Below are 23,131 nucleotides of genomic sequence, written 5' to 3' on the forward strand. Positions count from 1 at the left end.
GAGGTCGTCGTGGCACCCGAAACACGCGGGGAGCGGCTCATGCGCCGCATCACCCGGCTATATGCCGAATACGACGACATCCGCAACGCCACACCGCGTGCGGACGTCGCCGAGAAGATTCGCGACCCCGGTGCGGCGCTCGCTCAGATCGTCGAGACGGTGATGGTCGGCTACGCCGACCGGCCCGCCGTCGCCCAGCGTGCGACCGAGCTGCGCACCGACGAGACCGGACGCACCACGCTGACGCTGCTGCCGCGGTTCGACACCATCACCTACGGCGAGCTGTGGGAGCGCGTGCGCGCGGTCGCCGCCGCATGGCACGGTGACGCGGACACACCGCTGCGGGCAGGCGACTTCGTGGGCATCCTGGGCTTCACCAGCAGTGACTACACCATGCTCGACCTGGCCTGCATCCACCTCGGCCTGGTCGCGGTACCCATGCAATCCAGCGCACCGGTCGCCCAGCTCACCGCGATCGTGGCGGAGACCGAGCCGCGGGTGCTGGCGGCGACACCGGAACTGCTCGACGCCGCGGTGACGTGCGCGCTGTCGGAGTCCGGGCCACAACGTCTGGTCGTCTTCGACTACCACCCGGAAGACGACGACCAGCGGGCGGCGTTCGACGCGGCCCGCGCGCGGCTGGCCGACGCGGGCAGCGCGGTGCGCGTCGAATCGCTCGACGAGGTGCTGGCGCGCGGCCGGACGCTGCCGCCGGCGCCGCTGTTCGTCGCCGAGCCCGGCGAGGACCCGCTGGCGCTGCTGATCTACACCTCGGGCAGTACCGGAACCCCGAAAGGCGCGATGTACAGCCAGCGGCTGGTCGCCAGGGGATGGGTGAACCGGCCCGATGTCGCCGCGATCAACTTCAACTACATGCCGATGAGCCATGTGGCCGGTCACGGGTCGCTGACCGGCGTGCTGGCGCGCGGCGGCACCGCGTACTTCGCGGCCGAGAGCGATATGTCGACGCTGTTCGACGACATCGCGCTGGCCCGGCCGACCGAGCTGTTCTTCGTTCCGCGCGTGTGCGACATGGTCTTCCAGCGCTACCAGAGCGAGGTGGACCGGCGCTCCGGACCCGGTGTGGACCGCGTCGCGCTGGAAGCGGAGGTGAAAACCGAACTGCGCGAACACTTCCTGGGTGGACGACTGGTCATGGCGATCTGCGGGAGCGCCCCGGTGTCGGCGGAGATGAAATCGTTCGTCGAGTCGGTGCTCGATCTGGAGTTGCACGACGGCTACGGATCCACCGAGGCGGGCGGCGTGGTCGTCATCGACGAACGGGTGCAGCGGCCGCCGGTACTGGACTACAAACTCGTCGACGTCCCGGAGCTGGGCTACTTCCGGACCGACAAGCCGCATCCGCGCGGCGAGCTGCTGTTGAAGAGCAGCACCCTGATCTCCGGGTACTACAAGCGGCCCGAGGTCACGGCCGAGGTCTTCGACTCCGACGGCTTCTACAAAACCGGCGACATCGTCGCCGAACTCGGCCCGGATCACCTGGTCTACGTCGATCGGCGCAACAACGTGCTGAAACTCTCCCAGGGCGAATTCGTCGCGGTCTCGCGTCTGGAGTCGGTCTACGCGACCAGTCCGCTGATCCGGCAGATCTTCGTGTACGGCAGCAGTGAACGCGCCTATCTGCTCGCCGTGATCGTGCCCACCGAGGACGTGCTGGCCTGGGGCGATCCCGAGAAGATGAAGACGGCGCTGAGCGACTCGCTGCGACAGCTGGCCAAGGACGCCGAGCTGCAGTCCTACGAGATCCCGCGCGAGTTCCTGATCGAGCCGGAACCGTTCACCACCGCCGACGGGTTGCTGAGCGGCATTGGAAAGCTGTTGCGGCCCAAGCTCAAAGAGCACTACGAGCCGCGCTTGCAAGCACTCTACGCCGAGCAGGCCGCCGGGCAGGCGAACGAACTGCTCGACCTGCGCCGCACCGCGGATCACCTACCCGTGCTGGAGACGGTGAGCCGCGCGGCGAAGGCCGTACTGGGCTGCGCGGACGCCGATCTGCGCCCCGACGCGCACTTCGGCGACCTCGGCGGCGATTCGCTCTCGGCGCTGTCGCTGTCGAACCTGCTGCACGAGATCTTCGAGGTCGAGGTGCCGGTGTCGGTGGTGATCAGCCCGGCCAACGGTCTGCGCGAGGTGGCGGCTTACATCGCGGCCGAGCGCGCCTCGGGGACGCGGGGCGCCACCTACGCCTCGGTGCACGGCGCCGGGTCGCAGGTCCGCGCCGCCGATCTGACCCTCGACAAGTTCCTCGACGCCGGCACCCTCGCCGAGGCGCCGAATCTGGCGCGCCCCTCCGCAACCGTGCGCACGGTGCTGCTGACCGGCGCGAACGGCTACCTCGGCCGTTTCCTGTGCCTGGAATGGCTGCGACGGATGCACGACAGCGGAGGCACGCTGGTCTGCCTGGTCCGGGGTTCCGACGCCGCCGCGGCGCGCAAGCGACTCGACAGCGCCTTCGACACCGGAGATCCCGGCCTGGTCCAGGAATTCCAGGATCTGGCCGCCGCGCATCTGGAGGTGATCCCCGGCGACATCGGTGATCCGAACCTGGGGCTCGACGATCGGACCTGGCAACGGCTGGCCGAACAGGTCGACGTGATCGTGCATCCCGCCGCGCTGGTCAACCACGTGCTGCCGTATCGGCAACTGTTCGGTCCCAACGTGGTCGGCACCGCCGAGTTGATCCGTCTCGCCCTGACCACGCGGCTCAAGCCGTTCACCTATCTGTCCACGGTCGCCGTGGCCACGCAAATAGATCCGGCCGTCTTCGCCGAGGACGGCGACATCCGCGAGCTGAGCGCGGTGCGCGCGGTGGACGACACTTACGCCAACGGCTACGGCAACAGCAAGTGGGCAGGCGAGGTACTGCTGCGCGAGGCCAATGACCTGTGCGGGCTGCCGGTGGCGGTGTTCCGGTCGGACATGATCCTCGCCGACCGGCGTTACACCGGTCAGCTCAACGTGCCCGACATCTTCACCCGGCTGCTGCTGAGCCTGCTCGTCACGGGGATCGCGCCGTTCTCCTTCTACCGCACCGACGCGAACGGTCAACGCTCGCGCGCCCACTACGACGGCTTGCCCGCCGATTTCACCGCCGAGGCGATCACCACTCTCGGCGCGACGGCGGGGACGGGTTTCCACAGTTTCGACGTGCTCAACCCGCACGACGACGGCCGCTCGCTCGACGAGTTCGTCGACTGGCTGATCGAGGCGGGCCATCGCATCGAGCGGATCGCCGATTACGACGAGTGGGTCACCCGATTCGAGACCTCCCTGCGGGCGTTACCGGAAGCTCAGCGCCAGGCCTCCGTGCTGCCGTTGTTGCACGCCTATCGACGACCGGCCCCGGCCGTTCGTGGCTCGGCAATGCCTGCGGAGAAATTCCGGGCTGCCGTCCGAGCCGCGAAAATCGGCGCCGATCAGGATATTCCGCAGATATCCCGGGAGCTGATCGAGAAATACGTCACCGACCTGGGCGTGCGGGGCTTGCTGTAGGAGCTAGGACGGCTTCGGCACGGCATCGAGCAAGGCGTTGCCGATGCGTTCGGCTTGGACCAACACGTTCGTCTGCGCCGAGATGTAGTCGCCGATGCCTTCGTCCTGCGCGGCCCGCAGATACGGCGGCAGCGGTTGCTGGATCTCGGTGCGAATGACGTTGTCCAGCAGCGACTCCATCTCGCCGCGCAACGGATTCCCGGTGGCGGCTTGGTTGTCGAGTTCGAGCCTGCCGCCGTCGGTGCTGTAGTCGTAGAGCTCGAATTCCTGTGCGGCCGCCGGGTCGATCTGGATCCGGCCGTGCACCCAATGGGAATAGGAGGCGAATTTCGCGTCCGGAGTGCGCACCATCGCGACGTGGCCCGGGGCGTCCTGATTGAACAGCATCGCGGCTTCCTCGATCGAAGCCTCGTCGGTGGTATGGGCGACCCACGGCCTGCCCGCGGCTCCCGGGTTGCGGCACAGCGCGGCGATGTCGAGACGCCCGCTGAGATGTTCGTAGCGTCCGTCGCCGCGCCATCCGTCGCCGCCGGTGCCGATGGTGAGCAGCAGGGGAGTGAAATCGACACTGGAAGTGAGCTGGTCCCTGGTGCTCGTCCCGTTCACCGGGCTCAAGTGGCCGCGCGGATCGTGGACGTAGAGCGGGACGCGCAGCGCCTCGTCGTAGGCGGCGCCGCCCTTGCCGTGCAGGCCGTGGGAGCCCGCGTAATCACCGTGGTCGGAGGTGAAGACGACGACGGTGTTGGCGGCGACGTCCGGACGCGACTGCAAGGTGTCCAGCACGCGGCCGATCTGGATATCGACCTGCTGCTGCGCCCACAGATACAGATTGCGCATCTCGATCCAGGCCTGCATGGCTTCCGGCGTTCCGTAGGGCGCCGCTCCGAACGCCACCGCCGAGACCTCCACCAGTGCCATCTGCAGGCGCGGTTTGCGCGAAAGTTGTTCGAGCGACTCAAAATTGGGCGGCAGCTCGTTCATCCAGCGTGGGATGTCGGCGTTGAACTGGTCGCGACGGGTCCAGCGCGGCCACCATTGGATGTCGTGCGGGTTGACCAGCGACACGGTCGTGCACCAGGGCGCATTGCCGGAATCGTTGTGGAACCAGTCGACGAATTGGTCGACGATCTTCGGATCCATTTGCAGCCCTTGACCCGGCGCGCCGTTGGGTGAGGGATAGGTGCCGCCGTGGAATCCGTAGGCTTCGAGCGCGCCCGGTGTCCGATCCGGGTAGCTGCCGAGATGCCACTTGCCCCAGTAGGTGGTGTCGTAACCGTGGTCGCGCAGCATGGACCCCCACGTCGGGAACAGCGGCGACAACGTCGACTCCGACACGACCATGACCCCGGTCTGCTGCGCGTAGAGGCCGGTCAGCAGGCAACCCCGGGCGGGCGTGCAGTCGTTGGCCGCCGTGTAGTGATTCTCGAACGACACGCTGCCCCGGCGGATCCGTGCGATGTTCGGCAGCACGGCGTCCAGCGTCTGCTGGTCGGGAAACCACACGGGTGTCCGCATCTCGTCCACGATGATCACCAGGATGTTCGGCTTGTCCGGATCGGTGTCCGCTCGGGCCTTGCCCGGCGCGGCTCCGGTCGTGACGGCGGCCGCGGCCGTGGCCGAAGTGGCCGCACTGGACAGAAATCCCCTGCGAGTGAACGAGCTCGGCAATGTTCCTCCACGAATGAGTCGTGTTCGGTCGAATGGAACGCGGAGAATCTCGGTGCTGTGTACCGTAGCTCCGCCCGGCCTGCGCTACCCGCACGCCGGTGCGGACACGCCGCCATGTCGTCGTACAGATGAGCTGGTCGGACCGGGTCGAGGCCGGGCTGCGAAGAAGGCGACGAGGAGACCGCCGGAGGCCGGGTTACGGCAGGCCGACCAGGTCGGCCATCACGTTCATGTGGTGACCGAAGTATTCGTCGCGGGCGTCGATGGTTCCGTTCAGGCGGCCGAAGATCTCGAAGCTGATCAGGCCGAACAGCTGAGTCCAGCCGACGAAGACCCGGTCGAGTACGTCTTCGGGCATGTCGGCGGGCGGCTTCTGCTCGATGAGTCGGCGCAGGTCGGTGCGGACGGGCGCGGGCAGCGGGGCCGGAAGCGGTGGCGGCGTCAGTCTTCCCGCCCCGTCCTGCGCGATGGCGACCAGCCGGAAGACCACGGCCGTGGCGGGGGCCACGGTGTCCTCGGGTGCGAAGTATCCGGGTACCGGGCTGCCGTAGAGCAGTCCGTATTCGGCCGGATGGGCCAGCGCCCAGTCCCGCACCGCCGAGCACACCGCCAGCCACCGGCCGCGTAGATCGGCGGCGGGAACCTTCGCGTCGGCGGTTTCGGCTTCGGCGGCCAGGGCGCGGTAGGCGTCGAGAATCAAGGCGGTCAGCAGGTCGTCCCGGCTCGGGAAGTAGCGGTAGAGCGCGGACGGAACGATGTCCATATCCCGTGCGACCCCGCGTAAGGACAGGTTCGCGCCGTCCACGGCCAACCGTCTGCGCGCGACCTCTTTGATCTCCTCGGTCATCTCGGAGCGGATGCGGGCGCGTAGGGATCGGGCGGACATCTCCCCAGTGTAGAGAACAAGCAACCGATAACAGAACATATGTTGGTTCGGTGAACAGTGCTCTTGACTTCGCACATTGTTCTGTCTTACGGTGAAGCCACATGGAGAACACTGTTCTCTAAACGGAACGCCCGACAGGATGGATATTGCCATGGTTCTGCACGTTGTCATCGGAGCCGGCCCGGTGGGCGCGACCACGGCCGCGTTGCTCGCCGCACGCGGCGCCCAGGTGCGCGTGATCACCCGGCGCGGCGTCGGCCCGGATCATCCGCTGATCGAGCGCGTCGCCGCCGACGCCACCGACTCGGCGGCATTGATCGGGCATTGCGCGGGCACGGAGGTGATCTTCCAGTGCGCGCAGCCTCCGTATCACCGCTGGGCGAGCGACTTTCCGCCCCTGGCCGCCGCCGTGTTGCAGGCGGCGGAGGCTACCGGCGCCGCGCTGCTGAGCGTCGGAAACCTGTATGGCTACGGTCAGGTCGACGGTCCGATCAGCGAACAGCACCCGCTGCGTCCCAACAGCGTGAAAGGGCGCGTGCGCGCGGAGCTCTGGACCGAGGCGCTGGCGGCGCACGAAGCGGGCCGCGTCCGCACCGCCGAAGTACGCGGATCGGACTACCTCGGCGCCGGAGCGACGTCGGCGTTCACCGTCGCGGCGCTGCCCGCCGTGCTGGCCGGCCGCCGGGTGCTGTTCCCCGCCGATCCGGACGCCGCGCACAGCTGGACCGACGTCACCGACACCGCACGTACTCTCGTCGCGGTCGCCCACGACGAAAACGCTTGGGGCCGCGCTTGGCACACGCCCACCGCGCCGCCGATGTCCCTTCGCGAACTCGCCGGGCTCGCGGCGACGGTCGCGGACGCGCCGCCCGCGCGGGTGAGCCGGATGCCCTCCGCGGTGCTCTGGGTCGGAGGGCTCTTCGATCCCAACGCCCGCGAGATGCGCGAACTGCGGTATCAGTTCGATCGTCCGTTCGTGATCGACTCCTCGGCCGCGACCGCGGCCTTCGGCATCGAGCCGACGCCCACCGCGGAATCACTGCGCGCCACGATCGCCGCCCTTCGCGACGAGGCCTCCGCCTCCATCGACTGACGGCCGCCGGACGATTCGTGGAAGGGGACCGCGAACACGTCGTGGCGGACGAAGGCCAGGCGCTCGCTCGGGTCCGAGGAGTCATGAGCGGACCGGGCGCCGCGCCGCTACCGGCTGTCGGGCAGCGACCTCGTGCGACCACAGCGTGATTTCGACCTGGCTGCCGGGAACCACGGCCGTCACTCCTATGACGAGAGACAGTGGGGGAGAGGTAACACAACCGATCCCCGGTCTAGCACGATGGCTGATTCTCGCCAGCGCGGGCGGGGTGGCGGTGACGAGGATCGTGCGCATGACGGCTGATGTGATGAGCACCCTGAGGGCCTTCTACGCGTCGGAGGCGGCGTATCTCACCGACGGGTCCGGGTTCGAGGAAATGGCCCGGCATCTGGCGCCGGATGTGGTCATGCGCCAGGCGTCGAGCCTGCCCTATGGCGGCGATTGGCATGGACACGACGGATTCCGGAGATTCCTCGCCGCTATGCGAGAGAGCTGGGACGGCTTGTGGTTCGACGAGCAGCATTTCCTCGACGACGAGGCCAGTGTCGTGGTCTACAGCCGGGGTCGGCTACGTGCGCGGCGCACCGGATGGATACTGGAAACCTCACTGCTGCAATGGATCAGCTTTCGAGACGGCTTGATCGCCGAATTCCGGCCCTACTATCACGACACTTCGGCGGTCCTGGCCGCCCTGACCGAAGGGCCGTCGGCCGCGCAGCGCCCGTCGGCCGATTGACCGATCCCCTGGCCGAACGGCTAATACCATTTACCCGGATAATTTTGAATCGCCCCGGCATGTCCGGAGACTTCATCTCTTGGAGAGGATGGAGTCGTGTCGTCGAGGAAGAAGTATCCGGCCGAGTTGCGTGAGCGGGCGGTGCGGATGTTTGTGGAGGTCCGTGACCAGCACCCGTCGGAGTGGGCCGCGATGCGGGCGGTCGCGGAACTGCGGGGAGTGACGCATCCGGAAACGGTCCGGACGTGGGTGCGTCAGGCCGAGGTCGACGAGGGCGCCCGCTCAGGTGTCACTTCCGATGAGTCCGCGGAGCTGAAGCGGTTGCGGCGAGAAAACGCAGAACTCGAGCGCGCTAACGCAATTCTGAAAGCGGCGTCGGCTTTCTTCGCGGCCGAGATAGACCGGCCGCAGCGCTGATCACGAGGTTCGTCACCGAACACCAGGGCCGCCGGGAAGCCGACGGCCCTGGTGTGGGGTGTGAAGTCTATCTGCGCTGCGCTGACCGAGCTCGGCGTAAACCTCGCCCCCTCGACATATTACGAACATTGCAAGCGAGTCCCGACCAAGCGTCAGGTGCGTGAGGAGAACCTGAAACTGGAAGTCCAGCGCGTACATGGGTTGCCGACATCACGTATGTGTACACCTGGTCAGGCTGGGTGTACGTGGCGTTCGTGATCGACGCCTACGCCCGTCGGATCATCGGCTGGCGTACTTCGACGTCGATGACCACGACGCTGGTGCTGGACGCGATCGAGCACGCGATCTGGACCCGGGAGCGGGCCGAGACCGTGAACGGCTTGTACAAAACCGAGCTGATCAAGCCGCGTGGCCCCTGGCGCAGCGTCGACCACGTCGAGTTCGCCACCGCCGAATGGGTGGATTGGTTCAACCACCGACGCCTCTACCAATACTGCGGCGACATCCCACCCGCCGAGATGGAGGCCGCCCACTACGCTCAGAACCCGGCCCAGCAACCCGCTGAGCTGTCACACCAGTAAGTCTCCGAACTCACCGGGGCGATTCATCTGCGCGACCGGGTCGGCTCTGGGTCACTGCAGCAGCAGGGTGTGTGGATGGTCGGGCGATGCCGGGCAGACGCTGATGATCTGGTCATAGGAGCCGCCGCCGACTCGAACCCTGGTGGGTTGCCTGGCATCACTGGTGTCGGTCATGCCAGCGGCCTGGTCCTCGTAGGGGATCCAGTGACCGACGTTGGTGTGCCACTCGGAGGAGGCGATCGTCAGGAACGGCTCTGTTCGGGCACCGCAGGCAGGACAGGGCTGAGGGTAGGGATCGTTCGCTCCCCAACGTATCCAGCCCCCGACCTTCCACCCAGGTGCGATACACAGATCGTCGTACTGATAGTCGTTATCGGAGTGACCATCATCCAACTCCTGGTCGGCGAGCTCGGGCATGGTCCAGTCCTCGAGCTCGGCCATGCTCCAATCCCCTTCCTCCGCCAGCTCCACCCCTTCCGCCGGCCTCGCCTGCTCGTCATCGAGCTCCGACTCGGAAGGGTATTCGATGATGTGTTCCGGGTCGATCGTGCACGGCTCGAGCACGTAGTCCCCGCCGAATAGAACCGCCGCAGGCTCCGGGGGGTCGACAAGAATGTCGGTAACCGCGTCCGCGGACCGCCAGAACAGCGCAGTCCTAGGCATTCCCGCGGCTCCGGAGTCCGAGTCATGGTCGAACGGGCACCACAACACCTGCACCAGGTCCGCCCCTGCGGGCGGGCGTAAACCGGGCACGTCACGCACGTACAGTTGCGCGACCGGCAGCATCGCAATCGGACCAGCGGGCATCGGGATACCCTCAACAATCCGTTCGAGGGTCTCCCGCTCCTGCGTCGTCAAATCCCTACCCCGGCGGGCCGTCTCGATCCGCCGTTTCAGCCTGGCGTCCGCCAGCGACATTGCGACCGGCATCGGCCTGGGTTCCGCTGGCCTGAAGTCCACCAGCGATACCGTTATCAACGGGCGCACCCCGGTTTCGTGGGGGCCGTGACAGTGCGGCCACGGCTCGGACGCCGGCCACAGCAGCGGCCCGCCGATCGAGCTGTCATGCGGGGAAGGGGTTCCAGGGCGTGGGTGCAACCGGGTCGCGGTCCGGCCAACCGTGCCAGCGCGGGGAGGACAGCCGCGACGTCGAAGGGCCGGGGCGGAGTGGTGCGAGTCATATAAGCCTCCGGGACGCAGGGATACGCGATAGAGCATCGACCGCCGACGGTCGCACTTCGAGTGCCCAGGCTAGTGACACTCTGGCGAGCTTCCCGCAAATGGAGACACCGGCAGGCGCACCAGCCCTCACCCGAAACGACGGAAGCTTCCGCCGCCGACTGTTGACTTCCCACAACCAGATGCATCCGACCGATCGCCCACATCACCCGCCGCGCCCCCCGCACTGACGTGATCATCTTTCGTCTACACATCGCCGTTCCGGCCTTCGGTGACGCTCAAACTGGTCTGGATTCAGTGTCCGTTTTCACCTGTCCAGCCAGGCTGTTCCAGCACCCGAGAACACCGTCCCCGGACCGCGCATGCGGTTGTCGCCTTGCAGGAGTGGCACCGTCTCCGGTGCCGGCGCGGCGCTCGATGCCGGTGCGCCGGGGGTTCTGGCGGTTGCGGTCGTTGTCGCGGCGGCCGCCGATCTGGTCGCCGGACCCGGCGAATCGTCGGATGTGGCGCAACCGGCGATCACGACCGCGGCGGCCAGGACGACAGCACCCAAGATTCGTTGCACACACTGACCCATTTCCAACCCCAGACCGTGGACGCACCCGTTCGACCGGACGTCGGCGGTAGCCTTCACGATCGGTCGATTCGACACCGACCCGAATGTAGGGCATCCGCACCGCATCTGAATGTCAGCTGTTCGACCGATATTCCGGAACCGGAGGCGGGAGAAACGCGGTATTCGGGTCGCTACTGCGATGCCGAAGTTCGCTCCACCCGCCTGCTGGTCACACTGCTGGGATCAGATGGGACGGAATCCGGCGCCGACGTCGTCGCGGGAGTCGATGTCGGCGAGGATGGCGTTGATGTCGGTTCCCACCTCGGGCCCGAGACACCCCATGCCCCAGTAGGCGTTGACCATGCCGACCAGGGTCGAACCGATCACCACCGGCGCGCCGGAATCGCCCTTGAGCACACACATTTGAGTCCAGGTGTCGCTGCCACGGCCCATCATGTCGCCCCAGGCGACACCGCAGGTTCGGCCGGTCGTACGGCCCTTCTTGCACACCACGTCGGGAAATCGCGCGGGTGCGCCGAGGCCGTCGATGGAGAAACCACCGACGTCTCGGGCTGGAGCGACCCGCGCGTCATCGAATTGGATGATCGCGTAGTCCAGTTCGTGATCGGCGTAGACGAACCGCCCGAGCACCCCGTAGCTGGGATAGGTCACCGACGCCACCTGCGCCCCGGGCTCGCCGCAATGCCCCGCCGTCAAGCCGACCAGCCTGCCGCCCCCGTCGTAGCCGATGGCGGTGAGCGTGCACTCGGCCCGGTCATCGATCACGATCCCCGATCCACCGCCGATCGGCGGCAGCGGCAACTGCGGTACACCGGCCGCCGCACCGGCTCCGACGGAAACCGGGCCGCACACCAGCGCGGCCGCGGAAATCACCTTCATCAGCGAACGAGACACCGTTCCTCCCACCGAGCCGAGCGAACCTCACCACCACCGAGCTACCCACACCTACCACGCGGAAACGGAGGATCGGTCGCAAAGCTGTCGCTCCCGAGGTTCGGTCAGCCGTTTCACGGCGAGGCACTTTGCCGTTGACGATCGCGATCGGGTATCCATGCGGGTTCCGCAGCGGAATGTGAGCGTCGGGCCGCGGCTCGGTAGTACGTTGTCGTCAGGTTCCCATGGACGTTCCGGCTGCCCGCGCGGCAGTCGGTCGTCGAGTCCAATGCTTACTCGAACGCGGCGTCAGGGAGGAAATGTGGACATTACCGAGCTGATTCTCGATGACCATCACGAGCAGCGGCGGCTGTTCGCGATCCTGGAGCAGATCGATCGCGGGGAAACCGCCGCGCTGTCCGCGATCTGGGACAGACTGGCGGCCTTCCTCGAGCTGCACGCGCAGGCCGAGGAGGAGATCTTCTATCCCGAGTTGCTCCAGGCAGGGATCGCGGCCCGGCGCGCGAGCGGGACGGAGGACGAGACACTCGACGCGATCCACGACCACAACCAGATCAGGGACGCAGTCGCCGAAGTAGCGCGACACCAGGTCGGCACCGACGATTGGTACGCGGCCGTAGCTGCGGCGAACCTGGCCAACAGCGACCATATGGCCGAGGAAGAACGTGAGGGGCTCACCGACTTCCGCCGCCTGGCCGGGTTGGCACGGCGCCACCAACTCGCCGTCGCCTTCGCCGCCTACGAAGCGAGCAATTACGCCGGCGTCGAGCCCGTAGACAAAGACCCTCTCGGCTACGTCCGCGCGGCGGAGGCGACACTGCGCACCGGGTCGAGTGGATCGCTCAGTGTCGGCAGCCTGAAGCGAATTCCACCGAGCTGAGCACCGTCGATGCGATGGGGGAGCGCATGTCTCGACCCGTGCCCACTCCGATTCTGTTGCCTCGAGGAGCTTTTGGATCGGGTGGCCGCTCTGCCATCGTGAGACGTGCTCTGCGGAGGCGCCATCCGCGCTTGGTCGATCAGTCATCGGCGAAGGTTCGGCCGAGCATGGCAATCTGGATGAGTGCCCCTCCCAGCGGGTGGCCGTCGGCACGACAACGCTAGGAGATCGCGGTTACATGGTCAGTGTTATCGGTGGTGGGATCGCGGGCAGTTGCCTGGCCGGTGGTCTCGCGCGGAAAGGTCGTCAGGTAACGGTCTACGAGCAGCAGCGCCCCGGTCCCGGAGCCGGGGCGTTTCTGTTCATCGATGGGCGCGGACACGACGCGATGGAGGCGATGGGCGTCGATCGTTCGGCGCTGCACGCGGTTTCGTATCCGCTGGCGGGGCTCGACTATGCAGACAGTCGCGGTCGGCGCAGCGAAATGCCCAGTCGCGGTCATCGGTTCTGGTTGCGCCGCAACCTCATGGGTGTGTTGTCGGAGTTCGTCGCGGGCTCCGGCGCGGAGCTGCGCTACGGCGAGCCGATCACCGAGGTGACCTCGGGTGACGACGGCCACGAGATCCGGCGCGGCGCGGACGTCGTCGCCGCCGAGGGACTGGTGGTCGGCGCCGACGGCATCGACTCCGTGGTCCGCGCGGGCCTGGAACCCGGCCGCATCCCGGTCTACGCCGGTGACGTTGTGCTGTACGGGATGACCGGCGCGCCATTGGATTCCCCGCCGGCCACCGCACCCGCAGTCCTGCACTTCTTCGCCGAGGTCGCCGAAGACGGCAGTGCCGGCAGTACTTTCGGGCACATCTGGCGCCCAGAGGATCCGGCGGCTCTGTGGTTCGTGCGGATCCCGCGCGAACCCCTGCCCGCTACCCGCGACGATATCGGGATGCGGCCGACCAGTGAATGGGCCGAAACCATCTTGGCCGCAACGCCTTCCATTGAGGCGCTGGTGTCGGATTTCCTGTCGCACACGGAACTGGTGCACGTCAGCAACGCCCGCGACGTTCCCCTGGACGGAGCTCGCGCGCCTCAGGATTCGGTGCTCCTGATCGGTGACGCCGACCACGCCATCACTCCGGCCGCCGGAGTCGGCGCACGTGACGCGCTCGAGGACGCACGCGCGGTGTTCGATGCGATCGTCGGCGCCGGCTCACCCGCCGAAGCGATGACGCAGCGCCGCAAGCAGATCATCACCGATCGCGAGGCAGCCCAGCGGGCCCGACGGCGATAATCCGGCATTCGGTCCGCCTCGGTGCGGTCGCTCAGCAGCCTTGCCCACAGTGGCGCTGCACTCAGCGACCGAGATTCGCCGCCAGGATCGCGTCGAGGAGTGCCGGAAGTCGCCGCCCGGGGCCCGCGCTGGAGAACAGGCCCGAGGTGGTGAATGTGCCGACGATCCCCAACTGGAGCTGGTCGGCGAAGGAATCGGGATCGGGCACGGCAAGGCGTCGACCTAGCCTGCGAAGGCGCATGCCCAGTTCCCGCTCGTGCTGAAGGCAGCGGTCACGGATCTCGTCATGTCTCTCGGAGAATTCGGCCGCCGTGTTGACGAAGGCGCAGCCTCGGTATCCAGGTGATGCCGCCATGTCGGTCATCCATGTGATCTGGGCCCGCAGCTCTGCCTCGGCATCGTCGGCGAACTGCTCCGCCACCTCGTCCCACCGTGCCCACAGTTGCTGGTCGATCCGGTCGAGAACCGCGAGGATGAGCGCGTCTTTGGTGGGGAACCACCGGTAGAGGCTGGCTTTGGCGATGCCGGCGCGGCGCACGACCTCATCCACACCGACGGCATGCACACCGTTGTCGTAGAAGAGTTGACAGGCGATGTCGAGCACCGCTTCTCGAAGCGCCGGTCCACGCAGCCGGGGGGCACGAGAACCGGCGGTGCCCTGTTGCCGGGGCGGGGCTGCCGGCGTCCCGGTTCGCTGGGTGGTCATTTCGCTGAGTCCGGCATCACGATGACGGCCTTGCCGATGCCGGATCGGCTGGTCACCCACTGCTGTGCCCGACTCGCCTCCGCGAGCCCGAAGGTCGCTCCGATGTGCACGCGCAAGGAACCGGCTTCCGCGAGTTCGGATAAGGCTCTCAGTCCTTCGGGATCCGGGTCGACCAGGCAGGACACCGCGTCGATTCCTCGCGCGTTCGCTTCAGCACGGTAGTCCGGGACTGCCCAGCCCAAGGCGAGCGCAGCGCACCCGGCCGGGGCGATCCGGTCGAACAGCCGCAGGGCCAGCTCGCCGCCTACGACATCGCACAAGGCGTCGGCCGTGCCGATGGCGGCGACCGCCGCGTCGTCCCGGTAGTCCACGCAGTCGTCGGCGCCCCATGAGGTGACCAGCGAGTGGTGCTCGGGCCGAGCGAGCGCGATCACTTCCGCATCGAGCGCGCGAGCGATCTGCACGGCGAGATGTCCGACACCGCCGGAGGCGCCGTCGATCAGGACACGCTTGCCCCGCTCCACCCTCGCCGCTCGGAGCATCTGCCAGGCGGTCAGCCCGCACAACGGCAGCGCGGCCGCCTCCACCATGGTGAGGCCTACCGGAGCGCGCACCACGTGGTGTGCGGGAGCCGTCACGTACTCCGCGTAAGCCCCGGCCGGATGGGGGAACCGGACCAAGCCGAAGACCGGGTCGCCGACGCGGTGCCTCGCCACGCCGTACCCGACCGCATCGACGGTTCCCGCCACGTCCCAGCCCGGGATGAGCGGAAGTGTCATCGACTGGACGTAGCCGTTCCCGCGACCGGTGTGCATGTCGACGGGGTTGACGCTCGTCGCCGCGACCTTGATCCGCACCTCCCCAGGGAGCGGCACCGGCCGGGGCAGTTCGCCCACGGCGAGCGGCGCGCCGAATTCGACGTGATGGGCGGCCAGCATCGTGACGGGCGTCTCCTCCGCGGCTCCGATGATCATGCGCCCGCCCGCAAGTCTGACTCCGTAGCCATGAAGGACTCCATCCGTCGCGCCGAAAGAGACTGATCTGTCTCGTTAAAAATAGGGACAGATCAGTCTTGTTGGCAATAGGTACGTCCGAATCCACCGACAGGAGTCCTGTTCGCGGCGCTCCCAGCGCCACCGCTCCACGAACTGACCGCACGAGCGATGTCCACAGAATCGGCTTCGAACACACTGGCGACCACTTCGAGTGGCATCTTCAAGATTCAGGCTGGCTCGTATGGGCGCAGATCACCTCGTAGGCCCGCGCGGCGTCCTCGGGGAAGACGAGAACGAGCAGGCGGTGGAGTCGGCCGCGTCGGTCGGTCCGTCCCACAGTGGAACGGATCCCGTTGGCGCGCAAGGTGTCTCTTACGACGTTACCCGCGTGCTCGCTGGCGACGGTGGCCGCGGGGACCAGCAGGCCGTAGTCTTCGGCGTGCCCGGCGCGCCTCCGTCTCATCGGTCGTGCCTTTCGTTGTCGCGGCGCTGCTGGTAGTCCCGGAGAACGGCAAGTTGCCTGCGTTCTTCGGTGTGCTCGGTCATCACCAGGCGCTCCGCTTCGGGCGCCGGATCCGGGCGCAGGAACGAGCCCGGTCCGGGCTTGCCCGCCAACCCCAGTTTGTTCATCTTTTTCGGTACCGGGGCGCCTTGATATTCGAGCGGAACCGGGTGGCCGTGGTCGTCGACTGGGCCCAACGGCTGGTGCATCTCGATGTATTCGCCGTGCGGTAAGCGTTTGATCACGCCGGTCTCGATGCCATGGGCGAGTGCCGCGCGATCGCTGCGTTGCAGACCCAGGCACATTCGGTAGGTAAGGAAGTAGGCCGTAGGCGGGCACAGCAGCACCGCGATGCGGAAGAACCAGGTCGTCGCGTTGAGCGAGATGTCGAAGTTCAGTGCGATGATGTCGTTGACACACGCCAGCGTCAGCACCACGTAGAACGTGAGGGCCATGGCGCCGATTGCTGTGCGCACCGGCACGTCTCGCGGCCGCTGCAGCAGATTGTGATGCGCGGTGTCCCTCGAAAGACGCTTCTCGATCCACGGATACACCATCAGCGCCAAGAGCACCAATCCCATCGCCAGCGCGACCCAGAAAGCTGCCGGCACGGTGTAGTTGCCGATGTACAGTTCCCAAGGCGGCATGAGGCGTGCCATGCCGTCGGTCCACATCAGGTAGAAGTCGGGCTGCGAACCCGCCGATACCTGCGACGGGTTGTAAGGACCCAGGTTCCAGACCGGATTGATCTGGAAAAGGCCACCCATGAACGACACTGTCGCGAGGGTGAACATGAAGAAGGCGCCCTGATCGAGGGAGAACACCGGCACGATACGTGTGCCGACGACGTTGTTCTCGTTCCGGGCCGGTCCGGGAAACTGAGTGTGCTTCTGGTACCAGACGATTCCGATGTGTGCGACGACCAGCGCCGACATGATCGCCGGGAACAGCAGCACGTGCGTGATGTACAGACGGGGGATGATGATGTCGCCGGGGAAATCGCCCGCGAAGATCAGCCAGTGCAACCAGGTGCCCACCACGGGGATGGAAATCGTGAAACCCGAGAAGGCCGCGCGCATGCCGGTACCCGACAGTAGATCGTCAGGCAGCGAATAGCCGAAGAAGCCTTCGAACAGGGCGAGGATCAGTAGTAGTGAGCCGATCACCCAGGTGATCTCGCGTGGGCGGCGGAACGCGCCGGTGAAGAATATCCGGCACATATGCACGATCATCGACGCCACGAAAAGCAACGCGGTCCAATGGTGTACCTGCCGCACGAACAGCCCGCCGCGGACCTCGAAACTGAGATTCAGCGTCGACTCGTAGGCCCGGGACATGGTCAATCCCCGCATGGGCTGGTACGCGCCGTCGTATACCACCTCGCTCATAGAGGGATCGAAGAACAACGTCAGGTACACCCCTGACAGCAGCAGGATGATGAAGCTGTACAGGGCGATCTCGCCGAGCAGGAACGACCAGTGGGTCGGGAATACCTTGTTGATCGAGCGCTTGACGAAGGCGGAAGCGCGGTAACGTTCATCCAGGGCATCTGCTCCCCGTGACATGGTGCTCATAACTGGCGGGACCTCCCGGTCATCGACGGCTGCCCATAAGACATTTCGGGCCGCCGATTTCTGACACGATGTGATGGACATCACCAATGGACCCCGTAGGGCGGGGGCGAGCGGCCGACGCCGCGGCGGGTACCACCGGTACGTGCTCGGCGAACGTGTACACGGCGTCGATCGCGGTTCTCGATATGAGTGTCCTATCGGCGGATCGAACTGGGCGACAGCGCGTTTGCCCTCGACCGGGCCGGGAGAGGATTGCGGCGTTCGAGCTGAAACCCCGATTCGGGGCACATCACTGGAGGCCGCGCATGCGCCCCGTAATCCTGGACCTCGCCGCGCACGACTACGCGATGATCGACGCGGAGGAATACCTGCGCGCCGTGCTGGCCTGGCATTTCAGCGAGGAGACGGGCAGCCCGTACTGGCTGCGCCGCGCGCGGACATTGGATTTCGATCCCGTCGCCGATATCCGGACCTTCGCCGACCTGCGCCGTTTCCCCAACGTCATCGACGAATTCCGCACGGTCGCGGTGGAGGACTTGATCCCCCGCGGGCTGACGGGCGCCGACCGCGTCATCGCGGGGATCTATGAGAGCGGCGGCACCACCGGTGCGCCGAAGCGTTTCGTCATGTTCGACCGCTGGATGCAGTTCGCGCTGGGCTGGGACGAGCACCACTACGCCGGGCTCGGCACGGTGAACACCTTGGCCGTGGCGCCGAGTGGCCCGCACATGTTCGGTGAGTTCGCCGAACGCCGGGCGCGCAGGCACAACGGCGTGCGGTTCACCATCGACCTCGACCCGCGATGGATCAAGCAGATGATCGCGCGGGGCGACACCGAGAACACCGAGCGGTACGCCGAACACGTCGTCGACCAGGTCGCGCAGATCCTCACCACGCAGTCGGTGGGGATCCTGATCACCACTCCGCCGCTGCTGGAGCGCATCGCGCGTCGCGACGACCTGGTGGAGCAGATCCGCCGGAAGATCAAGTTCATCTGCTGGAGCGGCGCGCACATGGACGCCGACACCCGCGACATCTTCCGGCAGGAGATCTTTCCCGGCATCCCGTTCAAAGGGCTCTACGGCAGCACCACCATCCTCGGCATGTCCCGGGAGCGCGACGAGGAGCGCCCCGACGGGCTGCCTGTCTTCGACCCGCCGAGCCCCTACCTGGCGTTCGAGGTGGTGGATCCGGAGACCGGCGACGACGTCGGTTACGGCGAGCGCGGTCAGGTCGTGATGCATCACCTCACGAAATACGCTCTGCTGCCCAACAATCCGGAACGGGATCTGGCCATGAAGGTCGAGCCGCCGAAGCAGGGTTCCGGCTGCTCGGTCGCCGATGTCGCGCCGATGACCTCCTTCGGCGGCGCCGAGGTCATCGAGGGGGTGTACTGATGGGCGAGTTCGTGCACATCGACGCCCTCGGTCCGCAGGGCAGCTATCGCGCCCGCGACCGCAAGCCCCTGACGACCTTGTCCGGCATCGAGATCGGGGAGATCTCCCAGGTGCCGCCGCTGTATGTGCGCCGGGCGCTGACGGCCATGCGCAAGGCGCCGGTGCTGCCCGCCGCCGAGCGATTCGCGGTGCTGGAACGGGCGGCCGACCTGTTCACCGACGCCGAGATCGGCGGGCTCGGACCCGACGAATACGCGCGACTGGTCAGCGTCGCGTCGGGAGTCCCGCTGGCCGTCGTGCGCCAGTCGGTGCAATGGGTCGCCGATGTGCTGCGCGAGCAGCGCGACACCCTCGAACTCGCGATGCCGAAGGGCGCGGTGGCGGATTGGCAGGACCGGCGCACCCTCGCCGGATGCGCCGTCTGGACGCGCAGGGGCGATCTATTCGCGGTGCACGCGGCGGGAAACACCCCGGCGGTGCACGGTTTGTGGCCGGAGGCGCTCGCGTTGGGCTACAAGGTGGCGGTGCGGCCGTCAACCAGGGAGCCGTTTACCGCTTTTCGCCTGGTCAGCGCTCTGCGCATGGCGGGGTTGCCGCCGGAGCTGGTCACGCTGCTGCCGACCGACTACGAAGCGGCCGACGTGCTGGTGGCGGAGTCCGATTTCGCCATCGTCTACGGCGGGCAGGACGTGGTCGACAAGTACGGTGGCAGCGCGCGGGTGCTCACCCAGGGGCCGGGGCGCTCGAAGATCCTGGTGACCTCGGACGTGGACTGGCGAGCTGAGGTCGCGCTGATCGCCGAGTCGGTGAGCCACCTCGGCGGTACCGCCTGCACCTGCACTACCGCGGTGCTGGTCGAGGGCGATCCGGAGCCGCTGGCGCGTGCGCTCGCCGCGGAGTTGGGGGCCATTCCCAGCCTGCCGCCCGAGCACCCGGATGCCATCCTCACCGTGCAGCCCACCGAGTCCGCGGCGGCGATGGACCGCTACCTGCGTCGGGTCGCGGGCGACGCGTGCCCGCTGCTCGGTGGTGACACCATCGTGGACGAACTGTCGCCCGGCGCGGCGGTGCTGCGCCCCGCGGTGCACCTCGTCGGCAGCAGCACCGCGCCGCAGCTCGGTGTGGAACTCGCCTTCCCCTGCGTGTGGGTGGGGCCGTGGTCACCCGCCGACGGCGTCGCCCCGCTGCGCGATTCGCTGGTTCTCACGGCGATGACCGAGCGGCGCGAACTCATCGACGCGCTGCTGGACGAGCCGACGATCACCAACCTCTATCTGGGTGACCATCCGACCACGTGGTTGCGTCCGGGGGTCCCGCACGACAGCTATCTCGGCGAGTTCCTCATGCGGACCAAGGGAATGATCCGTTCGGCGGCGACCCGACCGCGCACACCGGTCGGCTAGCTGTGATGTCCAGGGAGGTTGGTCAGCCGGGTGACCGGTGGCCGACCTCCGAGGGCGGAGTGGGCTCGGTGGTGATTGTAGAAGTGGAGCCATGCGGGCAGGGTTGTGTTGCGTTGTTCGGTGGATTCATACAGCCGGGCGTAAGCCCAGCCCTCGGCCATGGTGCGGTGGAAGAGTTCGATCTTTCCGTTGGTTTGTGGCCGGTAGGGGCGGGTGCGTTTGTGGGTGATGCCCAGTTCGGTGCAGGCATCGCGCCAGGCATGTGATTTGTAGGCCGAGCCGTTGTCCGACAGCACCCGTTCGGTGGCGACGCCGTGGTCGGCCAGCCATGCCACGGCCCGCTGCAGCACACCGATCGCGGTGGCGGCCTTCTCGTCGGAGTGGATCTCGGCGTAGGCGAGGCGGGAGTGGTCGTCGATGACGGTGTGCACGTATGCGGTGCCGATGGCGGGCCGGTAGTTGTTGCCGCGCTTGCCGGTTCGGTGGGCGGTGGCGCGGGCGTTGGACTTGCTGGCGCGGCGGTCGAGGAACTTGCGCCCGCCGCCGTCGGGGATGTTGGCGAACTTGGTGACGTCGACATGGATCAGCGACCCGGGATGGGGGTGTTCGTAGCGGCGCAGCGGTTCGCCGGTGACCCTGTCGATGCGCGACAAACGGTTGATCCGGCACCGGGTCAGCACCGCGTGCACGGTCGAGGCCGGCATCGCCAGCAGGCCGGCGATCTGGATCGGTCCGAGCCGGTGACGCCACCGAAGCCGCACGATCCGGCGTACCGCGTGTGGCGGGGTCTTGGCCGGGCTGGTCACCGGACGCGAGCTGCGGTCGGCCATCCCGGCAGGACCCTCGCCGCGGTAGCGGTCGGACCATTTCCTGGCGGTTCGCGGGGAGACCATGAACATTTTCGCTGCTGCGGTATAGCTCCAGCCGCGGTCGACGACGAGCTGGGCCAGTCGTAGACGAGCACGCGGGGTCAACGCTGCGTTAGCGTGGGACACGAAGGCCTCCGGATCGGTGAAGCGGTGAATTCGACAGCTCCACTTCACCGCCGGAGGCCTTCACCAGTCACACAGGCTCACCGTTCCAACCCGGTACAACCTCCCTGGACATCACAGCTAGCCCGCGCCAGGTTCCGTTGGCGTGACCCGGTGGTGCAGGGTCAGCAGGAGATGATCGAAGCGGGTGCGCTGCTGAACCAGCGCACCGCCCATCGCGACGACGTCGGCGACGAGCTGCTCGGCCAGCGCGCGGATCTTGATGTTGGTCTCTTGCGAGCGCCAGCGCAGCACCCGGAACGCCTGATCGGCGTTGACGCCGTAGACGAACATCACGACGCCCTTGGCCTGCTCGATCACCGCGCGCGCGTCGATCACGTCCGGCAGCAGGTCGTCGAGGGCTTCCTGCCGGTTGTCTTCGAGGGTCTCGGTGACATCGATGAGGTAACGGAGGAACCCACCACGGCGCCTTGCTCGTCGAACAGCTGGTCGCCGATGACGATCACGTCGTGCGTCTCGTTCTCGGTGTCGATGATCCGGTGACGCGTGCAGAACGGCGACGCGGTCTCGATGGCCTCGGCGAGTGTCTGGGCGACGCGCTCGCGGTCGTCGGGGTGCAGGTGGCGTTGCAGAAGTTCGGTGGACGGCTCGGCTTCTCCCGGTGCGTACCCGTAGATCGTGGCGACGTCGTCCGACCATTCCCACCGTTGGTCGGCGAACCAGAAGCGAAAGCTGCCGATATCGGGGCAACCACCGAGCATCTTGCGTGCAGTCTCCTGCTCGCACTGACCTATCTCCGTCACCGGTCCAGTATGGCGCGTAAACAAGTCCAGGTCAGGCGGGAGGGTCGGCGCTGCGTGACCGACCGGTGACCGGCTCGTGACTGCGCATCGCCCGGCCCAAGGAAAAAGTGAAACGGGAACGGCCGCGAATCGAAGTCATCTGCGAAGATCCATTGAGAAACCGATGTCTGAAATCGGTCTTCTTATTGGCATTCCATGGTTGCCGAAGGCTAGCGTCGACAGTGTCGTCGCTGACGATCCAGACGCGTGGGATCGATACCTCCAGGTGCCACGTGGACCAGCGCGACAGGACTCGATGACGCGAACCCCGACCGAGCGGGTTCCGGACGACGGAGACAACACACCATGTCGAAGATCCTTTTCGTGATGACCGGAGTCGACCACTGGACGCTGGCCGACGGGACGAAGCACCCGACCGGCTTCTGGGCCGAGGAATTCGTGGTGCCCTTCGAAAAGCTGAAAGGGGCGGGACACGAGATCGTGGTGGCCACGCCCGGCGGCGTCGTACCGAGCGTGGACAAAGGCAGCCTCGCGCCCGAGGCCAACGACGGTCAGGAGACCGCAGACCATCGAGCGCGGGTGATCGCCACGAGCGCCGAGCTGAACAACCCCGTCGACCTGGCGAAGGTGGACCTCGCCGACTACGCGGCGGTGTTCTACCCCGGCGGGCACGGGCCGATGGAAGATCTCGCGGTCGACGCCGACTCCGGTCGGCTGCTCGCCACCATCCTGACCTCCGGCAAGCCGCTGGCGGTGGTGTGCCATGCGCCTGCGGCCCTGCTCGCCGCCACGGGGGAAGATGGCGCGAACCCGTTCGCGGGCTATGCCTTGACCGGGTTCACCAATGCCGAAGAGACCCAAGCGGGCTTCGCGGACAAGGCCCGATGGTTGTTGCAAGACCGGCTCGTCGAGATCGGCGCCGACTTCCGGGAGGCCGATCCGTGGGCGCCGAATGTGGTGGTGGACCGCACGCTGATCACCGGCCAGAATCCGGCTTCCTCCGCAGGAGTGGCGGACGAACTGCTGAAAACTCTCGGTTGATCACGG

20 protein-coding genes and 1 pseudogene are annotated in these 23,131 nt (G+C 66.9%); 10 read left to right on the forward strand and 11 right to left on the reverse strand.

The genetic code is table 11. The annotated features are described in order from the left end of the window. The first annotated feature begins 39 nt into the window (after nt 1–39). The gene (car, locus tag ACIA5H_RS08230) at nt 40–3,513 is read left to right on the forward strand and encodes a carboxylic acid reductase (RefSeq protein ID WP_397075049.1); all 3,474 of its coding nucleotides are present in this window, start codon (nt 40–42) and stop codon (nt 3,511–3,513) included. A gap of 3 nt (nt 3,514–3,516) precedes the next feature. Here the strand turns inward: car and ACIA5H_RS08235 are convergent, their stop codons facing one another. Together ACIA5H_RS08235 and ACIA5H_RS08240 are read right to left on the reverse strand one after the other, a co-directional pair. Further along, on the reverse strand, nt 3,517–5,181 hold the full coding sequence (locus ACIA5H_RS08235) for a sulfatase-like hydrolase/transferase (protein ID WP_397074789.1): 1,665 nt from the start codon (nt 5,179–5,181) through the stop codon (nt 3,517–3,519). A gap of 196 nt (nt 5,182–5,377) precedes the next feature. Next, entirely contained in the window at nt 5,378–6,067 is a 690-nt protein-coding gene (locus ACIA5H_RS08240; RefSeq protein WP_397074791.1) for a TetR/AcrR family transcriptional regulator, read from the reverse strand. 151 nt (nt 6,068–6,218) lie between these two features. On the opposite strand from ACIA5H_RS08240, the gene ACIA5H_RS08245 reads away from it, so the two are divergent. From ACIA5H_RS08245 to ACIA5H_RS08260, 4 genes and pseudogenes are all read left to right on the forward strand, one after another. Beyond that, nucleotides 6,219–7,160, forward strand: coding sequence for an NAD-dependent epimerase/dehydratase family protein (locus ACIA5H_RS08245; protein ID WP_397074793.1), 942 nt, complete (start codon nt 6,219–6,221; stop codon nt 7,158–7,160). Nucleotides 7,161–7,452: 292 nt separating this feature from the next. Further along, entirely contained in the window at nt 7,453–7,896 is a 444-nt protein-coding gene (locus tag ACIA5H_RS08250; RefSeq protein ID WP_397074795.1) for a nuclear transport factor 2 family protein, read from the forward strand. 96 nt (nt 7,897–7,992) lie between these two features. Continuing rightward, nucleotides 7,993–8,313: a transposase gene (locus ACIA5H_RS08255; RefSeq protein ID WP_397074797.1), complete on the forward strand. Its 321-nt coding sequence runs from the start codon at nt 7,993–7,995 to the stop codon at nt 8,311–8,313. A 182-nt stretch (nt 8,314–8,495) separates the two neighbouring features. Then, nucleotides 8,496–8,894: pseudogene (locus ACIA5H_RS08260) on the forward strand (DDE-type integrase/transposase/recombinase); the annotation flags it as partial. Nucleotides 8,895–8,945: 51 nt separating this feature from the next. Here the strand turns inward: ACIA5H_RS08260 and ACIA5H_RS08265 are convergent. After that, entirely contained in the window at nt 8,946–9,824 is an 879-nt protein-coding gene (locus ACIA5H_RS08265) for a hypothetical protein (protein ID WP_397074799.1), read from the reverse strand. A 1,048-nt stretch (nt 9,825–10,872) separates the two neighbouring features. Continuing rightward, nucleotides 10,873–11,544, reverse strand: a complete 672-nt coding sequence (locus ACIA5H_RS08270) for a serine protease (RefSeq protein ID WP_397074801.1) — start codon at nt 11,542–11,544, stop codon at nt 10,873–10,875. A gap of 301 nt (nt 11,545–11,845) precedes the next feature. On the opposite strand from ACIA5H_RS08270, the gene ACIA5H_RS08275 reads away from it, so the two are divergent. Both ACIA5H_RS08275 and ACIA5H_RS08280 read left to right on the forward strand, forming a co-directional pair. Next, nucleotides 11,846–12,424 carry a hemerythrin domain-containing protein gene (locus ACIA5H_RS08275; protein ID WP_397074803.1) on the forward strand — a complete coding sequence of 193 codons (579 nt, stop codon included), beginning with the start codon at nt 11,846–11,848 and terminating at the stop codon, nt 12,422–12,424. Between the two features lie 238 nt (nt 12,425–12,662). Beyond that, entirely contained in the window at nt 12,663–13,712 is a 1,050-nt protein-coding gene (locus ACIA5H_RS08280; RefSeq protein WP_397074805.1) for an FAD-dependent oxidoreductase, read from the forward strand. 61 nt (nt 13,713–13,773) lie between these two features. On the opposite strand, the gene ACIA5H_RS08285 is transcribed toward ACIA5H_RS08280, so the two are convergent. The 4 genes from ACIA5H_RS08285 to ACIA5H_RS08300 all read right to left on the reverse strand — a co-directional run bounded on the left by ACIA5H_RS08285 (nt 13,774) and on the right by ACIA5H_RS08300 (nt 17,480). Next, nucleotides 13,774–14,316, reverse strand: a complete 543-nt coding sequence (locus ACIA5H_RS08285; RefSeq protein WP_379253859.1) for a TetR/AcrR family transcriptional regulator — start codon at nt 14,314–14,316, stop codon at nt 13,774–13,776. A gap of 98 nt (nt 14,317–14,414) precedes the next feature. Beyond that, entirely contained in the window at nt 14,415–15,392 is a 978-nt protein-coding gene (locus ACIA5H_RS08290; RefSeq protein ID WP_397074808.1) for an NADP-dependent oxidoreductase, read from the reverse strand. 241 nt (nt 15,393–15,633) lie between these two features. Continuing rightward, nucleotides 15,634–15,876 (reverse strand): hypothetical protein, encoded by a 243-nt coding sequence (locus ACIA5H_RS08295; RefSeq protein WP_355075083.1) that lies wholly within the window; start codon nt 15,874–15,876, stop codon nt 15,634–15,636. Continuing rightward, nucleotides 15,873–17,480: a cytochrome bc complex cytochrome b subunit gene (locus ACIA5H_RS08300; RefSeq protein ID WP_397075051.1), complete on the reverse strand. Its 1,608-nt coding sequence runs from the start codon at nt 17,478–17,480 to the stop codon at nt 15,873–15,875. Before ACIA5H_RS08300 ends, ACIA5H_RS08295 begins: the two co-directional genes overlap by 4 nt. Before the next feature lie 314 nt (nt 17,481–17,794). On the opposite strand from ACIA5H_RS08300, the gene ACIA5H_RS08305 reads away from it, so the two are divergent. Continuing rightward, entirely contained in the window at nt 17,795–18,886 is a 1,092-nt protein-coding gene (locus ACIA5H_RS08305) for an AMP-binding protein (protein ID WP_397074811.1), read from the forward strand. Continuing rightward, a complete protein-coding gene (locus ACIA5H_RS08310) occupies nt 18,886–20,289 on the forward strand; it encodes an aldehyde dehydrogenase family protein (RefSeq protein WP_397074813.1) in 1,404 nt (467 codons plus the stop codon). The genes ACIA5H_RS08305 and ACIA5H_RS08310 overlap by 1 nt, the downstream gene beginning before the upstream one ends. On the opposite strand, the gene ACIA5H_RS08315 is transcribed toward ACIA5H_RS08310, so the two are convergent. The 3 genes from ACIA5H_RS08315 to ACIA5H_RS08325 form a co-directional block, all read right to left on the reverse strand. Then, nucleotides 20,286–21,284, reverse strand: a complete 999-nt coding sequence (locus ACIA5H_RS08315) for an IS481 family transposase (protein ID WP_397074815.1) — start codon at nt 21,282–21,284, stop codon at nt 20,286–20,288. The two genes, ACIA5H_RS08310 and ACIA5H_RS08315, sit on opposite strands and share 4 nt — an antisense overlap. A 117-nt stretch (nt 21,285–21,401) precedes the next feature. Continuing rightward, nucleotides 21,402–21,659 carry an ANTAR domain-containing protein gene (locus ACIA5H_RS08320; protein ID WP_397074817.1) on the reverse strand — a complete coding sequence of 86 codons (258 nt, stop codon included), beginning with the start codon at nt 21,657–21,659 and terminating at the stop codon, nt 21,402–21,404. Next, nucleotides 21,656–22,084, reverse strand: coding sequence for a PAS domain-containing protein (locus ACIA5H_RS08325; protein WP_397074819.1), 429 nt, complete (start codon nt 22,082–22,084; stop codon nt 21,656–21,658). Before ACIA5H_RS08325 ends, ACIA5H_RS08320 begins: the two co-directional genes overlap by 4 nt. 345 nt (nt 22,085–22,429) lie before the next feature. On the opposite strand from ACIA5H_RS08325, the gene ACIA5H_RS08330 reads away from it, so the two are divergent. Beyond that, the gene (locus ACIA5H_RS08330) at nt 22,430–23,125 is read left to right on the forward strand and encodes a type 1 glutamine amidotransferase domain-containing protein (RefSeq protein ID WP_379253853.1); all 696 of its coding nucleotides are present in this window, start codon (nt 22,430–22,432) and stop codon (nt 23,123–23,125) included. Nucleotides 23,126–23,131: the final 6 nt, after the last annotated feature.

It is taken from the genome of Nocardia sp. NPDC051900 (genome assembly GCF_044452545.1).
GTDB lineage: Bacteria > Actinomycetota > Actinomycetes > Mycobacteriales > Mycobacteriaceae > Nocardia > Nocardia sichangensis.

Coding starts and splice junctions, on each gene's coding strand:
- ACIA5H_RS08300 (WP_397075051.1), bottom strand. CDS start 17,480: ATGTCACGGGGAGCAGATGCCCTGGATGAACGTTACCGCGCTTCCGCC.
- ACIA5H_RS08305 (WP_397074811.1), top strand. CDS start 17,795: ATGCGCCCCGTAATCCTGGACCTCGCCGCGCACGACTACGCGATGATC.
- ACIA5H_RS08250 (WP_397074795.1), top strand. CDS start 7,453: ATGACGGCTGATGTGATGAGCACCCTGAGGGCCTTCTACGCGTCGGAG.
- ACIA5H_RS08330 (WP_379253853.1), top strand. CDS start 22,430: ATGTCGAAGATCCTTTTCGTGATGACCGGAGTCGACCACTGGACGCTG.
- ACIA5H_RS08240 (WP_397074791.1), bottom strand. CDS start 6,067: ATGTCCGCCCGATCCCTACGCGCCCGCATCCGCTCCGAGATGACCGAG.
- ACIA5H_RS08265 (WP_397074799.1), bottom strand. CDS start 9,824: ATGCCGGTCGCAATGTCGCTGGCGGACGCCAGGCTGAAACGGCGGATC.
- ACIA5H_RS08310 (WP_397074813.1), top strand. CDS start 18,886: ATGGGCGAGTTCGTGCACATCGACGCCCTCGGTCCGCAGGGCAGCTAT.
- ACIA5H_RS08245 (WP_397074793.1), top strand. CDS start 6,219: ATGGTTCTGCACGTTGTCATCGGAGCCGGCCCGGTGGGCGCGACCACG.
- ACIA5H_RS08280 (WP_397074805.1), top strand. CDS start 12,663: ATGGTCAGTGTTATCGGTGGTGGGATCGCGGGCAGTTGCCTGGCCGGT.
- car (WP_397075049.1), top strand. CDS start 40: ATGCGCCGCATCACCCGGCTATATGCCGAATACGACGACATCCGCAAC.
- ACIA5H_RS08290 (WP_397074808.1), bottom strand. CDS start 15,392: ATGATCATCGGAGCCGCGGAGGAGACGCCCGTCACGATGCTGGCCGCC.
- ACIA5H_RS08295 (WP_355075083.1), bottom strand. CDS start 15,876: ATGAGACGGAGGCGCGCCGGGCACGCCGAAGACTACGGCCTGCTGGTC.